Annotated in this window: 4 protein-coding genes; all 4 read right to left on the reverse strand. The window is 73.1% G+C overall.

The window, feature by feature from the left end; genetic code table 11:
- Positions 1-6: 6 nt before the first annotated feature.
- Positions 7-858, reverse strand: a complete 852-nt coding sequence (locus tag O7626_RS04000; RefSeq protein WP_278059352.1) for a 3-hydroxyacyl-CoA dehydrogenase NAD-binding domain-containing protein — start codon at positions 856-858, stop codon at positions 7-9.
- Positions 855-5,585: a type I polyketide synthase gene (locus O7626_RS04005; protein WP_278059354.1), complete on the reverse strand. Its 4,731-nt coding sequence runs from the start codon at positions 5,583-5,585 to the stop codon at positions 855-857. The genes O7626_RS04000 and O7626_RS04005 overlap by 4 nt, the downstream gene beginning before the upstream one ends.
- A gap of 3 nt (positions 5,586-5,588) precedes the next feature.
- Complete coding sequence (locus O7626_RS04010) at positions 5,589-20,981, reverse strand: type I polyketide synthase (RefSeq protein ID WP_278059356.1); 15,393 nt, start codon at positions 20,979-20,981, stop codon at positions 5,589-5,591.
- A 225-nt stretch (positions 20,982-21,206) separates the two neighbouring features.
- On the reverse strand, positions 21,207-21,443 hold the full coding sequence (locus O7626_RS04015; RefSeq protein ID WP_278059357.1) for a DUF5988 family protein: 237 nt from the start codon (positions 21,441-21,443) through the stop codon (positions 21,207-21,209).
- Between the last annotated feature and the right edge of the window lie 55 nt (positions 21,444-21,498).

A 21,498-nucleotide genomic window follows, 5' to 3' on the forward strand; every position in this document is an offset into this window, starting at 1 on the left:
TCCTAGTCAGCTGCCGTTGGGGTAGGTGTAGAAGCCGCGGCCGGTCTTCCGACCGTGCAGTCCGGCGTCGGTCATCTGCTTGAGCAGCGGGCAGGGCCGGTACTTGCTGTCCGCGTAGTGCTCGTAGAGCACCTCCACGCTGTAGAGGATGGTGTCGACGCCGATCAGGTCGGCCGTCTCCAGCGGCCCCATCGGGTGACCGAAGCAGCCCCGGAACACCTCGTCGACCGACTCGGCGGTGGCCACCCCCTCGTGCACCAGGTACGCCGCCTCGTTGACGGTGAGCATCAGCACCCGGTTGGAGACGAAGCCCGCCGAGTCCTTCACCTGCACCGCCTTCTTGCCCATCCCGGTCAGCAGCTCCCGGGTCCGCTCCAGCGCCTCGGCCGAGGTGTGCACGCCGGGGATCAGCTCCACCACCGGCTTGGCCGGTACCGGGTTCATGAAGTGCACGCCGACCACCTGCTGCGGTCGGCTGGACACCGCCGCGAGCCGGGTGATCGGGATCGCCGAGGTGTTCGCGATCACCACCGTGTCGGGTGCGCACACCTCGTCCAGCTCGGCGTGCACCGCGCGCTTGATCTCCCAGTTCTCGGTCACGTTCTCGATCACGACGGACGCCTTCGCCACCGCGGGCACACCCACGGCGGTGGTTATCCGGGCGAGCACGGCGTCCGGGTCCAGTGCCGGCCCGCCCATCAGGGCACTCATCCGGCAGTTCCGGGCGATCGCCGCCCGTGCCCTGTCCAGGATCGCCTCGTCCCGGTCGACGAGCACCACCTGGTAGCCGCTGGCGGCCAGGTTCTGCGCGACGCCGACGCCCATCACCCCGGCGCCGACCACTCCTACGACGTTCACCTGTGGTCCCCTCCTGCCTCTCTGCTGGCTTCCTGCTGCGCCCGTCGCGCCGCACGCTGGCCGGATCCGGCGAGCGCGGCGCGGCGCCGCTCGTTGCGCGCGTCGTTGCGGGCGGTGGCGTCCGGCCGGTGTCCCGCCGGGCCGGCCGGGTGCCCGGTGCCGCCTCCGGCGGTGCCGGCCGCCTCGCCGAGTGCGGCGGCCATCGCCGCCACCGTCGGGTGTTCGAAGAGCAGGGCCGGCGGCACCGAGCGGCCGAGCTGCCGTTCCAGCGCGGCGGCGAGCGACATGCCGATCAGCGAGTTGCCGCCCAGCTCGAAGAAGGGGTCCTGGACGCCGACCCGGTCGATGGCCAGGAACCGGCCCCACGTCTCGGCGATCATCGACTCCAGCACGCTGCCCGGCGCCAGGTACGCGGTACGCAGCTGCGGCCGTGGGTAGCGCGGCCCGTCCTGGCCCTGGTCCGGGCCGCCGGCCGCCGGATCCGGGTCGGTCAGTCTGGCCCACTCGCCCCGGGCGGCGGCCAGCGGCTGGCGCAGTGCCAGCACCTGGCCGTCGGCGGTGTCGGCAAGGCGGTCCAGCAACGCACAGCCCGCCTCGTCGGTGAAGCCGTGCCGCCGCCGGTAGTCGGCGACGCGTTCGGCCACCGGTCCGCCGCCGGTGCCCCAGGCGTCGTGCCGCCACGGCCCCCAGGCGACCGAGAGCACCCGGGTGCCGGCTCCGGCGAGAGCCGCCGCGTAGCTGTCCAGCACGGCGTTCGCGGCGGCGTACTCGGTCTCGCCGATCCCGCCGAGCGCGGTCACCGCCGACGAGTAGAGGACCACCAGCTCCGGTCGGCTCTCCGGCGCGCTGCCCGGACCGGCCAGCTCGGCGAGCGGTCCCATCGCGAGGACCTTCGGGGCCAGCACCGGGCGGGCGTCCGCGGCGGTACGCCCGGCTGCCAATCCGCCGGCCGGCTGACCGGCGGCGTGCACCACGCCGGTCAGCGCGCCGAAGTGCTCGCGGCAGCGGCGCAGCGCCGTCCGCAGCTCGTCCGGTACGCCGGTGTCCGCGGTCAGCAGCAGCACCTCGGCGCCCTGCCGTTCCAGCTCGGCGACGTCGCGCAGCGACTGGGCGGCCCGGTCGTCCGGAGCCGGCCGGTCGGGGTCGAGCGGGGTCCGGCCGACGAGGGCGAGCCGGCGTACGCCGGCCTGCACGAGGTGCCGGGCGAGGGCCATCCCGAGGCCCCGGGTCCCGCCGGTGATCAGGTACGTGCCGTCGGGCCGCCACGGCCGCCGCTCGGGGGCCGCACCGTCCACCGGCAGCGGGCCCCAGCCGCGCAGCAGCCGCTGGCCGCGGCGGCGGACCGCGAAGTCGTGCTCGGCCCCGGGCCACGGGCCCCGGGCCAGTTCCTCGACCAGCTCGGCGGCGCCGGCCGCCGGATCGCCCTCGGCCGGCAGGTCGACACCCCGCCAGGTCAGGCCCGGGTACTCGGCGGGCGCCAGCCGCCCGAAACCGTGCACGATCGCCCGGGCCGGCGCCACCCCGTCACCGCCGACGACCTCGGTCGCGCCGGCACTGACGGTGAGCAGTCGCACGCCGTGCGAGCCGGCCAGCCCGGCGAGCGCCTGCACGGCGGGCAGCAGGCTGTCGAACCCGTGCCGGATGGCGGCGTCCGGATCGTCGGCACCGGCCGCGAGGACGCCGAGGTGGACCACGTGGACCGGACCGGGGCCGGCCTCGGCCGCCGCCGCGAACGCCCGCCGGTAGTCGTCCGGCCGGCGTACCAGCAGCGCCGGGCTGCGGACCGCGTCGACCAGCCGCTCGCCCAGCTCCGTGCCGTCCGCGATCACCACCAACGGGCCGGGCAACTCGGTGGCCGGAGTACGCACCGCGCTGTCCCGCCGCCACACCGGTACGTAGCAGTGGTCGGCCGTCGCCGTCGCCTCGACCGGCTCCACCCGGACCGGCGCGGTGCCGGCCGCCGGCCAGTACCTGGTGCGCTGGAACGGGTACGCCGGCAGGTCGACGAGCCGGCCGGGCGGGCCCAGCGCCGCCCAGTCCAGGTCGGCACCGAGTTCCCAGAGTCGGCCGGCGGTCTGCAACACCGCCGGCCGGGCCTCGTCGCGCCGCTCGGCCGGCCAGGGACCCGGCAGCGTGCCGAGCACGGCGACACTGCCGGTGCTGCCGTGCCGGACCAGGCCGCCGAGCGTCTGGCCCGGCCCGACCTCGACGTACGCGTCCACGCCCAGCGTGGCGGCACAGGCGATCCCGTCCGCGAACCGGACCGGTCGGCAGAGGTGGTCGGCCCAGTACTCCGGGTCGGTGGCCTGGGCCGCGGTCAGCGGCCGGCCGGTGGTGTTGGAGACGATCGTGACCGTCGGTTCGCACCTCGGCACCGCCGCGACCGCCGCCGCCAGCCGGTCGCGCACCGGCGCCAGCAGGCTGGAGTGGAACGGGTGGGACGAGCGCAGCAGCCGGGCGGCCACACCGGCCGCGACCAGGTGGGCCCGGATCTTCTCGACCTCGGCCGGGCGGCCGCTGACCACGGTCATCTGCGGGCCGTTGAGCGCGGCGAGGTCGGCCCCGCTGCCGCAGCCGGCCAGCGCCGCCCGGACCTGCTCGGCTCCGGCGGAGACGGCGAGCATGTGGCCGGCCTCGGCGGAGGCGATCAGCCGGGCCCGCTCGACCACCAGGCGGAGTGCGTCGTCCAGGGTGAAGACGCCGGCCAGGCAGGCGGCGACGTACTCGCCGAGGCTGTAGCCGACCAGCACGTCCGGGGTCACGCCCCAGTGGGCGAGCAGGTCGGCCAGGGCGTACTCGACGGTGAACAGGAACGGGTGGGACAGCTCGGCCCGGTTCAGCTCGTCCTCGGCCGGGTCGGGCGCGGCGGCCCGGCCGAGCAGCGCGGCCAGGCTGCCGTCGGCCGGCGCGGTCGCCCCGGCGACCGGGAACAGCACCGGGCGCAGGTCGACGCCGCACTGGTCGCGGAGCACGGCGACACACCTGTCGACGGTGGCCGCGAAGGCCGGTTCCGTGGCGTAGAGGTCCCGGGCCAGCCCGGGGTACTGGTCACCGACCCCGGGCAGCAGGAACGCCAACCTCGGGCGGCTCTTCGACCGGCGTACGGCCGGCAGCGCGACGGCGTTGCCGAGCTGCTCCGCCGCGCCGGCCGGGTGGTCGGCGACCACCGCGCGCCGGAACTCGTGCCCGGTGCGCCCGCGCTGGAGGGTGTACGCGAGGTCGCCGAGCCGCAGCCCCGGCTCGGCGGCGACCCGGTCGGCGAGGCCGCGCAGCCGGGCCGCCAACGCGGGCTCACCGGCCGCCGACACCGGCAGCAGTTGGGCGCCACCGGGTTCGGCGGCCGGCGGGGCGGGTCGGGCCGGCGCGGCCTCGACCACCACGTGCGCGTTGGTCCCGGACCAGCCGAACGAGCTGACCGCGGCCACCCGGGACCGGTCCTCGTCGAGCACCTGCCGCCCGATGGCCGGCCGGATGGTGCCGTCGGCCGGCACGGAGCCGGCCGGGCTGGTCTGGTTGAGGTTGGGCGGCACCACGCCGTGCCGGAGGACGAGCGCGGTCTTGATCAGGCCGGCGACGCCCGCCCCGGACACCGTGTGCCCGATGTTCGTCTTCACCGCGCCGACGAAGAGCGGGCGCTCCGGGTCGCGCCGGCCGAAGACGTCGTGCAGTGCGGAGATCTCGATCGCGTCGCCGAGCCGGGTCGCCGAACCATGCGCCTCCACATAGGACACCTCGTCGGCTGCCGCACCGGCGTCGGCGAGCGCGGCCTGGATCACCGCGGCCTGCGCCGCCCGGTTCGGGGCGGTCAGTCCGTTGCTGCGTCCGTCCTGGTTCACCGCCGATCCGCGCAGTACGCCGTGGATCCGCCGGCCGTTGCGCAGGGCGGCGGAGAGCCGCTCCAGTACGACGATGCCGCCGCCCTCGCCCAGCACGTAGCCGTCGGCGTCGGCGTCGAAGGTGCGGCAGGCGCCGCTGGGGGAGAGCATCGAGGCCGCACAGCCGTAGACGAACGCGGCGTCCGGCTGCATGGCCAGGAAGCCGCCGCCCGCGATCGCCAGCTCGCACTCGTCGCGGCGCAGGCTCTGCATCGCCAGGTGGACCGCGACCAGCGACGACGAGCAGGCGGTGTCGATGGTGAGGGTCGGCCCGCGCAGGTCGAAGTGGTACGCGATCCGACCGGCCGCCACGCTGGGCGCACTGCCCTGCACCAGGTACGGATCGGTGAACGCCCGGATCCCCTCGGCCTCGGCCTGGATCCGGCCGTACTGGAAGGTGTCGAAGAACCCCATCAGCACCCCGGTACGGCTGCCGGCCAGCTCGGTGGCGGGAGTGCCGGCGTCCTCCATCGCCTGCCAGACCAGCTCCAGGAGCAGCCGCTGCTGCGGGTCGGTCCGCAGCGCCTCCTGTGGCGAGATCCCGAACGCCTCGGCGTCGAAGCCGTCGATCTCCGCCAGCAGTGCGGCCCGGCGGGTGTACACCCCCCAGTCGCGCTGGTACGGCGTCAGGTCGAACCGCTCGGCGGGTACGTCCGCCACGGCGTCGTGGCCGTCGGCCAGCCGCCGCCAGTACTCCTCGACCGAGTCGGCCCCCGGGTAGCGGCACGCCATCCCGATGATCGCGATCGGTGCGCGGGCCTGTTCCTCGACCTCGGCCATCCGGCGCCGCACCCGGGAGAGTTCCCCGGCGGCCCGCTTGACGTAGTCGCGCAGCTCCTGCTCGGTAGCCATGGCTCAGCCCTTCTGCGGGTCGCCGTCGATGACCGCGAACAGTTCCTCGTCCGACGCGGTCGCGGTGTCCAGCGACTCCGTCGCCGACCAGCCCGGACCCAGCCGGTCCAGGTACCGGCGGAGCAGGTCGGCCAGTCCGGGCGCGTCGGCCCGCGCCGCCAGCAGCCGTTCGACCTCGGTCAGCGGGTCCTCGTCGGGCGGGGCCAGCGCGTCGCGCAGGTGTTCGGCGAGCTGGCGGGGGGTGGGGTGGTCGAAGACGACGGTGGCGGCCAGGCGCAGGCCGGTGAGGCCGGAGAGCCGGTTGCGCAGCTCGACCGAGGTGAGCGAGTCGAACCCGAGGTCGCGGAAGGCCTGCTCGGGGTCGACACCGTCGACGGAGTTCTGGGCGAGCACGATCGACGCCTGCTGCCGGACCAGGTCCTCCAGCATCCGCTGCCGTTCCGTGCCGGAGAGCGAGGCCAACCGGTCGGGCAGGCCCGGGTCGTCGTACCGGGTCTGGGCCTGTGCCCGCCGCCGGACGCCCGGCACCAGACCGCTGAGCATCGGCGGCAGCGAGGCGGGGTCGCTGAGGTCCCATTGGGTGGCGGTGGGGTTGGGGTGGTGGGTGGTGAGGGCGGTGGTGAGGAGGGCGAGGGCGGTGGTGGGGGTGATGGGGGTGATGCCGGTGCGGTTGAGTCGGTTGTGGTGGGTGGTGGTGAGGTCGGTGGTCATTGTGGATTGGGTGTTCCAGAGGCCCCAGGCGATGGAGGTGGCGGGGAGGCCTTGGTGTTGGCGCCAGGTGGCGAGGGTGTCGAGGTAGGCGTTGGCGGCGGCGTAGTTGGCTTGGCCGGGGTTGCCGAGGGTGGCGGCGATGGAGGAGAAGAGGATGAAGTGGGTGAGGTTGGGGTGGTGGGTGGTGGTGGTGTGGTGGAGGGTCCAGGCGGCGTGGGCTTTGGGTGCCCAGGTGGTGTGGAGTCGTTGGGGGTTTTGGTGGGTGAGGATGCCGTCGTCGAGGATTCCGGCGGTGTGGATGACGGTGTCGAGGTTTTTGATGCTGGTGATGAGTTGGTGGATTTGGTCGGGGTTGGTCATGTCGCAGTTGGTGGTGGTGATGGTGGCGCCGTGTTGTTGGAGTTCGTTGATGAGTTGGGTGATTTCTGGGGGGTTGGTGTCGCGGCGGGTGGTGAGGATGAGGTTGCGGTGTCCGTGGTGGTGGACGAGGTGGCGGGCGACGTGTTGGGCGAGTGTTCCGGTGCCGCCGGTGATGAGGGTGGTGTGGTGTGGGTTTGGTGGGGTGGGGATGGTGAGGATGATTTTGCCGGTGTGGCGGGCTTGGGAGAGGTAGCGGAGTGCGGTGTCGGCTTGGCGGATGTCGTAGCAGGTTTTGGGGAGGTGGTGGAGTTTGTTGTTGGTGAACATGTGGAGGATGTGGGTGAGCATGGTGTTGATGTGGTCGGGGCCGGCTTCGGGGAGGTCGAAGGCTTGGTAGTGGATGTGTGGGTGGGTGGTGTTGATGGTTTCGACGGGCCGGATATCGGTTTTGCCCATTTCGATGAAGTGGCCGTCGGGGTGGAGGAGTCGTAGTGAGGCGTCGATGTATTCGCCGGCGAGGGAGTTGAGGACGACGTTGACGCCGTCGGCGTATTTGTGTTCGAAGTCGAGGTTTCTTGAGTTGGCGATGTGGGTGTCGGGGATTCCTTGTTGTTGGAGGGTGGGCCATTTTGTTGGTGATGCGGTGGTGAGGATTTCGGCGCCGATGTTGCGGGCGAGTTGGACGGCGGCCATGCCGACTCCGCCGGTGGCGGCGTGGATGAGGACTCGTTGTCCGGGTTGGAGGTTGGCGAGGGTGATGAGTCCGTAGTAGGCGGTGAGGAAGGCGATGGGTACTGCTGCTGCTTGGGCGTAGGTCCAGTCCGGTGGGATGGGTGCGACGAGTCGGGCGTCGACGATGGTGGTGGGGCCGAAGGCGTTGGGGAGGAGTCCGAAGACGCGGTCGCCGGTGGTGTGTCCGGTGACGTCGGGGCCGGTTTCGATGATGGTGCCGGCGCCTTCGCCGCCGAGTCCTTCGAGGCCGGGGACCATGCCGAGGGCGACGACGACGTCGCGGAAGTTGACTCCGGCGGCGCGGACGGCGATGCGGAGTTCGCCGGGTCGCAGGGGGCGGGTGTCGGTGTCTTGTGGGGTGAGGGTGAGGCTGTCGAAGGTGCCGCCGCCGGCGGAGTGTAGGGCCCAGGCGGTGTGGTTGGGGGGTGTGAGTCCGGGGTTGGCGCGGGTCAGTCGGGGGATTCGGACCTGGCGTCCGCGGGTCGCGGCTTGGGGTGTTCCGGTGTGGATGATCCCGGCGATCAGGTCGAGGGAGTCGTCGAGGGAGTTGGTGGGGGTGTCGACGTCGACCAGGACGACCCGGTCGGGGAACTCCGACTGCGCCACCCGCACCAAACCCCACACCGCGGACATCCCCAGCGTGGCGACCACGATCCGGGTGTCCGGCCCGGCGAGCCAGTGCTGCATCAGCTCCAGCAGGTCGGCGGTCTGCGTCTCGGCCTCGGACGCGTCGATGATCGACGGGCAGACCACCACCGCGGTCCCGTCCGGCTCCGCGGCGCGCAGCTCGGCCCAGCTCGCGTACCCGACCGCGCCGGGCACCTCCCCGGTCAGCTCGGCCGGCACCCACCAGGTACCGGTGAACGGTCCCGGACCGACCGGCGCCGGTACCCACTCGACCTGGTAGAGCTGGTCCGGCGTTGCCGCGATCCCGGTGCCGGCGGTCCCGATGTCGGCTGCCTCGCGCAGCGACAGCGCCGCCACCTCCAGTACCGGGGCGCCGGCGGTGTCGACGGCGAGCAGGGCGACCTGTTCCGGGCCGGTGCGCCGCATCCGCATCCGCAACACCGACGCCTGCCCGGCGTGCAACCGCACACCCGACCAGGCGTACGGCAGCACGATCCGGTCGGCGGCGTCCCGCGGGGGGCCGGCGAACCAGCCACTGGCGAGCAGGCCGTGCAGGGCGGCGTCGAGCAGTGCCGGGTGCAGTTCGAACCGCTCCGGCTCGGCCGGCTCCGGCAGGACGGCCTCGACGTACAGGTCCTCGCCCTCCTGCCACACCCCCCGCAGGCCGCGGAAGGCGGGACCGTACTCGTATCCCGCCTGCGCGAGGTCGTCGTACGCCCCGTCGAGCGGTACCGGCCGGGCGCCGGCCGGCGGCCACGCCGCGCCGATGCCCCCGGTGGCGGGGACGGCGACCTCGGCGGCGCCGAGCAGGCCGTCCGCGTACCGCACCCAGTGCTGCGGGTCCGCGCCCAGGCCGCCGGAGATGGTGACCGGTCGGCGACCCTGCTCGTCCGGCTCGTCCACCCACAGTTGCAGCAGCACCGTTCCGGAGGTTGGCAGCAGCAGCGGCGCGTGCAGGGTCAGCTCCTCGATCCCGCCGGCACCGACCCGGTCGACGGCGTGCACGGCCAGTTCGACGAAGGCGGTGCCGGGCAGCAGCACGCTGCCGCGGACGGCGTGGTCGGCCAGCCACGGGTGGGTGTGCCGGGACAGCCGGCCGGTGAGCAGCCAGCGGTCCGTGTCGGCGACCGGCATCGCGGTGCCGAGCAGCCCGTGTCCGCCCGGGTCGCCGGCATCGGCCGGGCTCGTCAACCAGTAGCGGTCGCGCTGGAACGGATAGCCGGGCAGTTGCGGCAGCGTCGCCGGGGCACCCGGGTACACGGCGGTCCAGTCGACCGGGACGCCCGAGGTGAACGCCTCGGCCCAGCTGCGCAGCAGCCGTGCCCGGTCACCCTGGTCGCGGCGCAGCGTGCCGCAGACCGTCGCGTCCGCTCCGGCGTCCGCGATGGTCTGGGTCAACCCCATCGCGAGTACGGGGTGTGCGCTGACCTCGATGAAGGCGTCGTGCCCGGCATCCAGCGCGGCGCGTACCGCGGCGTCGAACCGGACCTGCTGGCGCAGGTTGGCGTACCAGTAGCCGGCGTCCATGGTGGACTCGTCGACCGGCTCGCCCGTCACGGTGGAGATGATCGCCACGGTGCCGGCGGTGGGCGCGACGGAGCCGAGCGCCTCGCGGAGTCGCTGCTCGACCTCCTCGACGTGGTGCGAGTGCGACGCGTAGTCGACCGGGATCCTGCGGGCGTCGACGTCCCGCGCCGCGCACGCGGCCAGGAACTCGTCGACCGCCGTGGCGTCCCCGCTGACCACGACCGAGGCGGGTCCGTTCACGGCGGCCACACCCAGCCGGTCCGGCCAGTCCGCCAGCAACTGCCGGACCCGTTCCTCGGGCAGCGGCACCGAGACCATGCCGCCTCGACCGGAGAGCGCGGTGAGGGCCTGGGAACGCAACGCGGTTACCGCGGCGGCCTGGTCCAGGGTGAGCGCCCCGGCGATGTGCGCGGCGGCGATCTCGCCCTGGGAGTGGCCGATCACCGCGGCCGGCGTGACACCCACCGACTCCCACAGCCGGGCGAGCGCGACCATCATCGCGAACGAGGCGGGCTGCACGACGTCGAGCCGCTCCAGCCGGCCGTCGTCCGGGCCGGCCCGCAGCACCTCGGTCAACGACCAGTCGACGTACGGCGCCAGGGCGGTCTCGCAGGCGGCGATGGCGTCCCGGAACACCGGTGCGGTGTCCAGCAGGGCCGCACCCATGCCGGCCCACTGTGCCCCCTGGCCGGGGAAGACCAGCACCGGTCGCTCGCGGTCCCGGCGGCTGACCCCGGAGACCACCTCCGCCGCGTCGTCACCGGCGGAGATCGCGGCGAGGCCGCGGACCAGGTCGTCGTGGCCGGCGCCGACGACGACGGCGCGGTGCTCGAAACGGGACCGGGCGGCGAGGCCCCGGGCGGTACCGGCGAGGCTGTCGCCCGGATGTGCCGCGAGGTGCTCGCCCAACTGCCCGGCCAGGTCGGCGAGCGCACTCCGGGTGCGGGCCGAGACCACCCAGGCGTACCCGTCGTCTTCGGACTCCGGCTCGGTCGGCGCGGTCGTGTCGTACTGCTCCAGGACGAGGTGCACGTTTGTGCCGCTCATGCCGAACGAGGAGACCCCGGCCCGGCGCGGGCGACCACTCTCCGGCCACGGCTGCGGCTCGGTGAGCGGGCGTACGCCGGACCCGGTCCAGTCCACGTGCGGCGACGGCTCGTTGACGTGCAACGTCGGGGGGAGCAGGCCGTTGCGCATGGCCATGACCATTTTGATGACGCCGGCTACGCCGGCGGCGGCTTGGGTGTGGCCGATGTTCGACTTGACTGAGCCGAGCCAGAGTGGGTTGTCGGGGGTGTGGTGGTGGCCGTAGGTGGTGATGAGGGCTTGGGCTTCGATGGGGTCGCCGAGTCGGGTGCCGGTGCCGTGTGCTTCGACGGCGTCGATGTCGGCGGGGGTGAGGTGGGAGTTGGTGAGTGCTTGGCGGATGACGGCTTGTTGGGCGGTGCCGTTGGGTGCGGTGAGGCCGTTGCTGGCGCCGTCCTGGTTGACGGCGGTGCCGCGGATGACGGCGAGTACGGGGTGGCCGAGGCGTTGTGCGTCGGAGAGCCGTTCCAGCAGCAGCAGACCGGCCCCCTCGCCCCAGCCGGTGCCGTCGGCGGCGCTGGAGAAGGCCTTGCACCGCCCGTCGGCGGCGAGCCCGTGCTGCATGCTGAACTGCACGAACGCGCTGGGCCGGGGCATCACGGTGGCGCCGCCGGCCAGTGCGGCGGTGCACTCGCCGCGACGTAGCGCTCCGACGGCGAGGTGGATGGCGACGAGTGACGAGGAGCAGGCGGTGTCGACGGTCATCGCCGGCCCGGTGAACCCGAAGGTGTAGGCGATCCGGCCGGAGGCCACGCTGGCCTGGGAGCCGGTGAGCAGGTGTCCGTCGGTGTCGCTGGCCGGCTGGTCCAGGCGTGGCCCGTAGTCCGAGGCGATCATGCCGACGAAGACGCCGGTGGCCGAGCCGCGCAGGGTGGCGGCGTCGATGCCGGCCCGTTCGATGGTCTCCCAGGCCGTCTCCAGGAGGATCCGCTGCTGCGGGTCCATCGCCAGCGCCTCACGCGGGCTGATCCCGAAGAATCCCGGGTCGAACCGGTCCACGCCGGCGACGAAACCTCCCTGCCGGGTCGTGCTGGTGCCTGCCCCGGCGCCCCGGAACAGCGCGTCCAGGTCCCAGCCCCGGTCGGTGGGGAAGTCGCTCACCGCGTCGGTGCCGGCGGCGACCAGCTCCCACAGGTCCTCCGGCGAGGCGACGGCACCGGGATAGCGGCAGGCCATCGCCACCAGCGCGATGGGGTCGTCGTCCGCCGGCTCCGCCTGGCCGGCGGCGGCCGGCACGGCCGCGATCGCGGCCGTGGGCGCCGAGGTGGCGGTGGCGGCGAGCAGTTCGTGCAGGTGTTCGGCGAGCTGGCGGGGGGTGGGGTGGTCGAAGACGACGGTGGCGGCCAGCTTGGTGCCGAGCGCGCCGGAGAGCCGGTTGCGCAGCTCGACAGAGGTGAGCGAGTCGAAGCCGGCTTCCCGGAACGTCCGGTTCGGCTTCACCTCGGAGGCCGACGAGAGGGCCAGCGCGCTGGCCACCTGGGTGGCGACCAGGTCGGCCAGCGCCTGCCGGGCCGCTTCCGGGGCCATCACGCCGATCCGCTCGCGCAGCCCGGCGGCGTCGGCGGCCGGGGTGCTCGACACGGCGGCCGTGCGGCGGGGCGCCCGGACGAGACCGCGTAGTAGGGGCGGCACGTCCTCGCCCGCATTGACCCGGGCCCGCAGCCCGCTGAGGTCCCATTGGGTGGCGGTGGGGTTGGGGTGGTGGGTGGTGAGGGCGGTGGTGAGGAGGGCGAGGGCGGTGGTGGGGGTGATGGGGGTGATGCCGGTGCGGTTGAGTCGGTTGTGGTGGGTGGTGGTGAGGTCGGTGGTCATTGTGGATTGGGTGTTCCAGAGGCCCCAGGCGATGGAGGTGGCGGGGAGGCCTTGGTGTTGGCGCCAGGTGGCGAGGGTGTCGAGGTAGGCGTTGGCGGCGGCGTAGTTGGCTTGGCCGGGGTTGCCGAGGGTGGCGGCGATGGAGGAGAAGAGGATGAAGTGGGTGAGGTTGGGGTGGTGGGTGGTGGTGGTGTGGTGGAGGGTCCAGGCGGCGTGGGCTTTGGGTGCCCAGGTGGTGTGGAGTCGTTGGGGGTTTTGGTGGGTGAGGATGCCGTCGTCGAGGATTCCGGCGGTGTGGATGACGGTGTCGAGGTTTTTGATGCTGGTGATGAGTTGGTGGATTTGGTCGGGGTTGGTCATGTCGCAGTTGGTGGTGGTGATGGTGGCGCCGTGTTGTTGGAGTTCGTTGATGAGTTGGGTGATTTCTGGGGGGTTGGTGTCGCGGCGGGTGGTGAGGATGAGGTTGCGGTGTCCGTGGTGGTGGACGAGGTGGCGGGCGACGTGTTGGGCGAGTGTTCCGGTGCCGCCGGTGATGAGGGTGGTGTGGTGTGGGTTTGGTGGGGTGGGGATGGTGAGGATGATTTTGCCGGTGTGGCGGGCTTGGGAGAGGTAGCGGAGTGCGGTGTCGGCTTGGCGGATGTCGTAGCAGGTTTTGGGGAGGTGGTGGAGTTTGTTGTTGGTGAACATGTGGAGGATGTGGGTGAGCATGGTGTTGATGTGGTCGGGGCCGGCTTCGGGGAGGTCGAAGGCTTGGTAGTGGATGTGTGGGTGGGTGGTGTTGATGGTTTCGACGGGCCGGATATCGGTTTTGCCCATTTCGATGAAGTGGCCGTCGGGGTGGAGGAGTCGTAGTGAGGCGTCGATGTATTCGCCGGCGAGGGAGTTGAGGACGACGTTGACGCCGTCGGCGTATTTGTGTTCGAAGTCGAGGTTTCTTGAGTTGGCGATGTGGGTGTCGGGGATTCCTTGTTGTTGGAGGGTGGGCCATTTTGTTGGTGATGCGGTGGTGAGGATTTCGGCGCCGATGTTGCGGGCGAGTTGGACGGCGGCCATGCCGACTCCGCCGGTGGCGGCGTGGATGAGGACTCGTTGTCCGGGTTGGAGGTTGGCGAGGGTGATGAGTCCGTAGTAGGCGGTGAGGAAGGCGATGGGTACTGCTGCTGCTTGGGCGTAGGTCCAGTCCGGTGGGATGGGTGCGACGAGTCGGGCGTCGACGATGGTGGTGGGGCCGAAGGCGTTGGGGAGGAGTCCGAAGACGCGGTCGCCGGTGGTGTGTCCGGTGACGTCGGGGCCGGTTTCGATGATGGTGCCGGCGCCTTCGCCGCCGAGTCCTTCGAGGCCGGGGACCATGCCGAGGGCGACGACGACGTCGCGGAAGTTGACTCCGGCGGCGCGGACGGCGATGCGGAGTTCGCCGGGTCGCAGGGGGCGGGTGTCGGTGTCTTGTGGGGTGAGGGTGAGGCTGTCGAAGGTGCCGCCGCCGGCGGAGTGTAGGGCCCAGGCGGTGTGGTTGGGGGGTGTGAGTCCGGGGTTGGCGCGGGTCAGTCGGGGGATTCGGACCTGGCGTCCGCGGGTCGCGGCTTGGGGTGTTCCGGTGTGGATGATCCCGGCGATCAGGTCGAGGGAGTCGTCGAGGGAGTTGGTGGGGGTGTCGACGTCGACCAGGACGACCCGGTCGGGGAACTCCGACTGCGCCACCCGCACCAAACCCCACACCGCGCCGACACCGGGACCGGCCAGGACGTCGCCGGGCGCGGTGACCACGGCGCGTTCGGTCACCACGACGAGCCGGGACTCGGCCAGCCGCTCGTCGGCGAGCCACCGCTGGATCGCCGCCAGAACCTCGGCGCAGGCGGCCTCCGGGTCCGCGTCCGAGGGCACCGGAAGGACGATCGCGTCGGGCTGACCGGTGACGTCGGCGAACGAGCCGTCGGTCACGACGACCGAGGGCAGCGCGCCCTCGGACGGGACCGAAACGTCCTCCCAGTCGATGGTGTACAACCCGTCGGCATCACCGGTCGCGACGTTCGGGCGGAAGTTCGCGGGTACCGCCCGCAGCGCAAGCGCCTCCGCCGCCAGCACCGGGGCACCGGCGTTGTCGGCCGCCAGCAGCGTCAGCGTGTCGGGGGCGGTGGCGGCGAGCCGTACCCGCAGCGTGGTGGCGGCGGTGGCGAACAGCCGTACGTTGCGGAACTGGAACGGCAGACGCAGCTCGTCCGAGTCGCCGGCCAGCACGAACGGGTGCAACGCCGCGTCGAGCAGGGCCGGGTGCAGGCCGTACCCGGCGACGTCGAGGCCGCGCTCGCCGGTGATCTCGGCGAAGATCTCGTCCCCGCGCCGCCACACGCCACGGACGGCCCGGAACGAGTCGCCGTACTCGTAGCCGCGGTCGGCGAGCCGCTCGTACGCCTCGTCGTCGAACGGCTCGGCGGTCGCGTCCGGCGGCGGCCACGCGGTCGCCCAGCCGAGTTCACCGGCCGGCTGGGCGGTCGAGGTGACCGTGCCGGAGGCGTGCCGGGTCCACTCCGCGACCCCATCGGTACGCGAGTAGACCCGTACGGTACGCGGCTCGCCGGCGCCGATGACGAGCTGCACCAGCAGGTCCCCCTCGGCGGGCAGGACCATCCCGGTCTCGAACGTCAACTCCTCGACCGAGTCGCAGCCGGCCTGGGCGGCCACCTCCAGGACCAGGTCGAGAATTGCCGTGCCCGGCACGATCAGCGCGCCGGCCATCCGGTGCTCGCCGAGCCAGGGCAGGCTGCCGACCGAGAGCCGGCCGGTGGCGACCACGCCGTCGCCGCCGACGTCGACGGTCATCCGCAGCATCGGGTGGCTGGCGTTGCGCAGGCCGGCCGAGGTGAGGTCGGCCGAGACGTCCATGCTGAGCCAGCTGCGGCGTCGGTCGAAGGCGTAGGTGGGCAGGTCGACGGTGCGTCCGCCGGCGGTGAGCGGAGTCCAGTCGACGGCGTTGCCGGCGGCGAACAGCTCGGCGAGGCAGCCGGCCACCGCGAGCGGCTCGGGGCGGCCCTTGCGGTGCAGCGCGGTCACCACTACGCCGCTGCCCTCGTCCGGCAGGCTGTCCCGCACCATCGCCGACAACACCGGCTGCGGTCCGACCTCGACGAACGCGTCCGTGCCGCGCCGGTGCAGTTCGGCCACGACCGCCTGGAACATGACCGGCTGCCGGATCTGCTCGACCCAGTACGCCGGCTCGGACCAGCCGGTCCGGACGCCGAGACCGGCCAGGTCGGTGACGTGGTCGAGGGTCGGCTCGGCGAAGGTCACCCCGGCGAGTTCGGCGGCGAATCCGGCCCGCATCGGCTCCATCAGCGGCGAGTGGAAGGCGTGGCTCACGGTGAGCCTGCGCACCCGCCGGCCCGCGGCCTGCCAGTGCTCGGCGATCCGCTGGCAGGCGTCCTCGTCGCCGGAGACGACCACGCTGCCGGGCCCGTTGACGGCGGCCAGGCCGACGTCGGCGTGCCCGGCCAGGGTGGGGCGCACCTCGTCGGCGGAGGCGGCGATCGCCACCATGGCGCCGCGGACCGGCAGTCGCTGCATGAGGCTGCCCCGGACGACCACCAGCCGGGCGGCGTCCGCGAGGCTCCACACCCCGGCGACGTACGCGGCGGCGATCTCGCCCACCGAGTGCCCGGCGACCCGGTCCGGCCGTACGCCGAACGACTCCAGCAGCCGGTACGCGGCCACCTGGTAGGCGAAGAGGGCGGGCTGGGTGTAGCGGGTCTCGTTCAGCACCCCGTCCGGGTCGGTGAACATGACCTCCCGGAGTGGGCGGTCCAGGTGCCGGTCGACGGCCGCGCACACCTCGTCGAGGGCGCGGGCGAAGACGTCGAAGGCGTCGTACAGCTCCCGCCCCATGCCGGGTCGCTGGCCGCCCTGCCCGGTGAAGACGAACGCCGTACCCGCGCCGCCGTCGGCCCGGCCGGTGACCAGGGCCGGCGACGGGTCGCCGTCGCGCAGGGCGGCCAGCCCGGCGAGTAGTTCCGTGCGGTCGTGGCCGAGCAGCACGGCGCGGCGGTCGAACCGGCCCCGGCCGGTGGCGAGGGTGTGCGCCACGTCGGCGATCGGCAGGTCCTCGTCGGCCGCGACCCGGTCGTGCAGCCGGCCGGCCTGGCCGCGCAGCGCCGCGTCGCTCTGCGCGGTGAGTACCCAGGCGGTCGGGCGGGACGCGGGGGTGTGCTCGTCGGCCGGCGGCACGGCCCGGGTCGGCACCGCCTCCACGATGACGTGGGCGTTGGTGCCGCTGATCCCGAACGAGGAGACCCCGGCCCGGCGCGGGCGCCCGGCCTCGGGCCAGTCCCGGGCGGCGGAGAGCACCTGCACGCCACCGTCGACCCAGTCCACCTCGGGGGACGGCTCGGCCGCGTGCAGGGTGGCGGGGAGCAGGCCGTTTCGCATGGCCATGACCATTTTGATGACGCCGGCTACGCCGGCGGCGGCTTGGGTGTGGCCGATGTTCGACTTCATCGAGCCGAGCCAGAGTGGGTTGTCGGGGGTGTGGTGGTGGCCGTAGGTGGTGATGAGGGCTTGGGCTTCGATGGGGTCGCCGAGTCGGGTGCCGGTGCCGTGTGCTTCGACGGCGTCGATGTCGGCGGGGGTGAGGTGGGAGTTGGTGAGTGCTTGGCGGATGACGGCTTGTTGGGCGGTGCCGTTGGGTGCGGTGAGGCCGTTGCTGGCGCCGTCCTGGTTGACGGCGGTGCCGCGGATGACGGCGAGTACGGGGTGGCCGAGGCGTTGTGCGTCGGAGAGCCGTTCCAGCAGCAGCAGACCGACACCCTCGGCGAACGCCGTCCCGTCGGCCTCGGCCGAGAACGATTTACACCGCCCGTCGGCGGCGAGCCCGTGCTGCCGGCTGAACTCGACGAAGGTTCCGGGCCGGGACATCACGGTGGCGCCGCCGGCCAGCGCGGCGGTGCACTCGCCGCGACGTAGCGCTCCGACGGCGAGGTGGATGGCGACGAGTGACGAGGAGCAGGCGGTGTCGACGGTCATCGCCGGCCCGGTGAACCCGAACGTGTAGGCGATCCGGCCGGAGGCCACGCTGATCTGGGAGCCGGTGAGCAGGTGCCCGTCGGTGCCGTTGACCGGCTGGTCCAGCCGTGGCCCGTAGTCCGACGCCATCATGCCGACGAAGACGCCGGTGGCCGAGCCGCGCAGCGTGGCGGCGTCGATGCCGGCCCGTTCGATGGTCTCCCAGGCCGTCTCCAGGAGGATCCGCTGCTGCGGGTCCATCGCCAGCGCCTCACGCGGGCTGATCCCGAAGAAGCCGGCGTCGAACTGGTCCGCCCCGCGCAGGAAGCCGCCCCGGCGCACGTAGCTGGTGCCGGAGCCCTCCGACCCGAACAGGGTGGCCAGGTTCCAGCCACGGTCGGTCGGGAAGTCGCCGGTCAGGTCGGCGCCGGTGACCACCGCCTGCCACAGGTCCTCGGGCGAGGCGACGCCGCCGGGGTAACGGCAGCCGATCGCGACGATCGCGATGGCGTCGTCCCCGGCCGGCATCGTCGGGGCCGCCGGAGCCGGTCGTGGCGGCTCGGCGCCGCTGAGGAGTTCGTGCAGGTGCCTGGCGAGCTGCTCCGCCGACGGATGGTTGTAGACGATGGTGCTGGGCAGCCGCAGGCCGGTCGCCGCGCCGAGCCGGTGCCGAAGTTCGACGGCGCCGACGGAGTCGAGGCCGAGGTTCTTGAAGGTGCTGGCCGGATCCACCGGTGCGGGGCGGCCCAGCACCTCCCCGGCCAGCCTCGTCACCAGCGCCAGCAGGTCGTCGCGCCGCCACACCTCGTCGGCTTGGCCGGGCTGTGCCCCACCGTGGTCGGTCAGCCAGTACCGCTGACGCTGGAAGGCGTACCCGGGCAGGGCGACCCGGCGCCCGTCGGCGACGTCCCAGCGCACCGGGGCGCCGGCCGCGAACGCCTCGCCGAGCGCGGTTCGGATCCGCTGCGCGCCGCCCTCGCCGCGGCGCAGCGTGCCCACGACGCTCGCGGTGGCCGCTTGGCCGGCCTGCTCGATCGTTTCCTCGACGCTGTTGAGCAGCACCGGGTGCGGGCTGCACTCGACGAAGATCCCGCCGCCGGCCGAGTCGAGCGCGGTGCGGACCGCGTCGGCGAACCGCACGGGCTGACGCAGCCCCCGGAACCAGTACTCGGCGTCCATGGTGGCGGTGTCGATCTCGGCGCCGGTCACGGTGGAGACCAGCGGAACGCGGCCGGTCCGGGCGCTGACCGGTGCCAGCGCCTCGACGATCTCCGACCGCAGCTCGTCGACGGCCGCGGAGTGCGACGGGTAGTCGACCGGGACGAGCCTCGCCCGCTGCCCGGCAGCCTCGAAGACCGGCGCCACGGCGGCGAGGGACTCCGCCGGGCCGGACAGCACTGCCGACCGGGGGCCGTTCACGGCCGCGACCACGACGTCCGGGGCGGGTGCGGCGAGCACCGCCTCGATCTCGTCGACCGTGGCAGCGACCGACATCATGCTGCCGCGACCGGCGATCCGTTCGGCGGCACGGCTGCGCAACGCGACGACCCGGGCGGCGTCGGCCAGCGACAGTGCGCCGGCCACTGTCGCGGCGGCGATCTCACCCTGCGAGTGACCGATCACCGCGTCCGGCTCGACGCCGTGCGAGCGCCACAGCTCGGCGAGCGCCACCATGACGGCCCAGAGCGCCGGCTGGACCACGCTGGCCCGGTCCAGGTCTGGTGCGTCGGGCAGCCCGCGCAGCACGTCCAGCAGGTCGTAGTCGAGGTGCGGGGCGAGCGCCGCCGCGCAGTCGGTGAGCGCGGTGGCGAAGACCGGTGACCCGGCCAGCAGCTCGCGCGCCATCTCCGGCCACTGTGAGCCCTGGCCGGGGAAGACGAAGGTGACCGGGCCGCCGACGGCGGTGCCGGCGACCACGCCCGCACCCGGCCGGCCCTGCGCCAGCGCGTCCAGGTCGGCGCCCGGGTCGGCGCCGACCAGGACCGCCCGGTACGCCAGCAGGTCGCGGGTCTGCAACAGCGACCGGGCGACGTCGACCGGACGGGTTCCGGGCCGGTCTTCCAGGTGCGCGGCGAGCGCTGCGGCCTGTGCGCGCAGCGCGGAGCCGGACTGCGCACTGAGCACCCAGGGAGCGGCCCCGGCCGCCGGCGCAGCTGTGGCCGGCGCAGCCGTGGCGGGTGATTTGTCGGTCTCGGTCGAAGCGCTCCCGGCCGTGGCAGCCAGCGCCTCTACTGTGGCCGATGGTGCCGATTCCGGTACGGCCGTCGGCGGTTCGCCGACGACCAGGTGACAGTTGGTCCCACCCATACCGAACGAGCTGACCCCGGCAAGCAGCTGACGGTCCGGTGCCGGCCAGTCGCGGGTGGCGGTGACCAGGTCGAGACCCAGCTCGCGAAGTGGGATCTCCGGGTGCGGCTCGGCGAAGTTCAGGCTTGCCGGCACCTGGCGGTGCGTGATGCTGAGCACCACCTTGAGCAGGCCGGCGATGCCGGCACCGCCCTCCAGGTGCCCGATGTTGCTCTTGACCGATCCCACCAGCACGGCGTCGGCGCCGGTACGGCCGTGGCCCACCGCGTCGCCCAGCGCGGCCGCCTCGACCGGGTCGCCGACCGGCGTGCCGGTGCCGTGCAGCTCGACGTACTGGATGCCGTCGGCGGCGATCCCGGCCTGCCGGTGCGCCGCGCGGATGACCTCCGCCTGCGCGACGCGGCTCGGCGTGGTGAGGCTGTCGCCCCCGCCGCCGTCGTTGTTGACCGCGCCGCCGAGGATGACGGCGTAGACCCGGTCGCCGTCGGCCCGGGCCGCCGACAGCGGCTTGAGTACGACCAGACCGCCGCCCTCGCCGCGCACGTACCCGTTGGCCCGGCTGTCGAAGGTGTAGCAGCGGCCGTCCGGCGAGAGGGCGCCGAACCGGCCGATGGTGTCGGTGGTCTCCGGCAGCAGGTTCAGGTTGATGCCGCCGGCCAGCGCCAGCTTACTGTCGCCGCGACGCAGGCTCTCGCAGGCATGCTGCACCGCCACCAGCGACGACGACTGTCCGGTGTCCACTGCCACACTCGGGCCGACCAGGCCGAGGTGGTAGGAGACCCGGTTGGCGATGATGCCGCGCTGCTGCCCGGTGAGGGTGTACGAGGTGACCGCCGCCGCCCCGGCCCGGTCCTGCACCAGGGCGTAGTCGGCGGCGATCGCACCGACGAAGACGCCGGTGGCGCTGCCCCGCAGACTGCCCGGCGGCAGTTGGGCGTGCTCCAGGGCGTGCCAGGCCAACTCCAGCATCATCCGCTGCTGTGGGTCCATGGCCCCGGCCTCGTAGCCGGTGATGCCGAAGAACCCGGCGTCGAAGCCGTCGACCTGGGCCACGAACCCGCCCCGCCGGTACTCGGCGGCAGTGCCCCGCGGCCACCGGTCCTCGGGCGCCTCGCCGACGGCGTCCCGCCCGTCCCGGAGCAACTGCCAGTAGCCCTCCGGGCTGTCCGCGTCGGGCAGCCGGCAGGACATGCCGATCACGGCGATCGGCTCCTGGCCGCCGTCCGCGTCCCTCCTCGCGTCCACGACAGTCCTCGGCATATCCACCATTCCGTCACCTCACCGGCTCGCCCCGCGGGTAGCGCCGCCGAATACGGCATTCGTCGGCGCGCACGTGTCAACCGCACCGCAACACCTGCGGCGCGAAACAATTTCGTCGTTGCTCAGAGATTCGACCGGGGCGACTGTCCTGTCAAGGCGCCCGGTGGCCGACCGGATGGCAGTTTCCGGTTGGCCGGAAGATGTCACCGGCTATTCGGCGACTCTGGTGCGCATGCACCACCGGTAGACGCGGGCGAGCCCGGTGGAGCTGCTCAACCGCTCTTCCGTACGCTCGAAGTGCTCGTGCCCGCCGAGGTGGCCGATCTTGACCTTGGCGGTACCGCCCTCCACCCGGCAGTTGCGCCGGGCCTCGGGCAGGTCGGACGGGCCACCGATGAGGATGACGTCCTCGGCTCGTTCTTCGCTGGCGTGGCCGTCGGCGTACATCGCTCAGCCCCAGATGGTTTCGCGCTGAACGGAAACTGCGGCGAGGAAGTGCGTC

This window comes from Micromonospora sp. WMMD1102, from assembly GCF_029626265.1.
Lineage (GTDB): Bacteria > Actinomycetota > Actinomycetes > Mycobacteriales > Micromonosporaceae > Plantactinospora.

What these genes read in the sequence shown, in the direction of transcription:
- O7626_RS04015 (WP_278059357.1), bottom strand. Translation starts at nt 21,443, where the DNA reads ATGTACGCCGACGGCCACGCCAGCGAAGAACGAGCCGAGGACGTCATC.
- O7626_RS04005 (WP_278059354.1), bottom strand. Translation starts at nt 5,585, where the DNA reads ATGGCTACCGAGCAGGAGCTGCGCGACTACGTCAAGCGGGCCGCCGGG.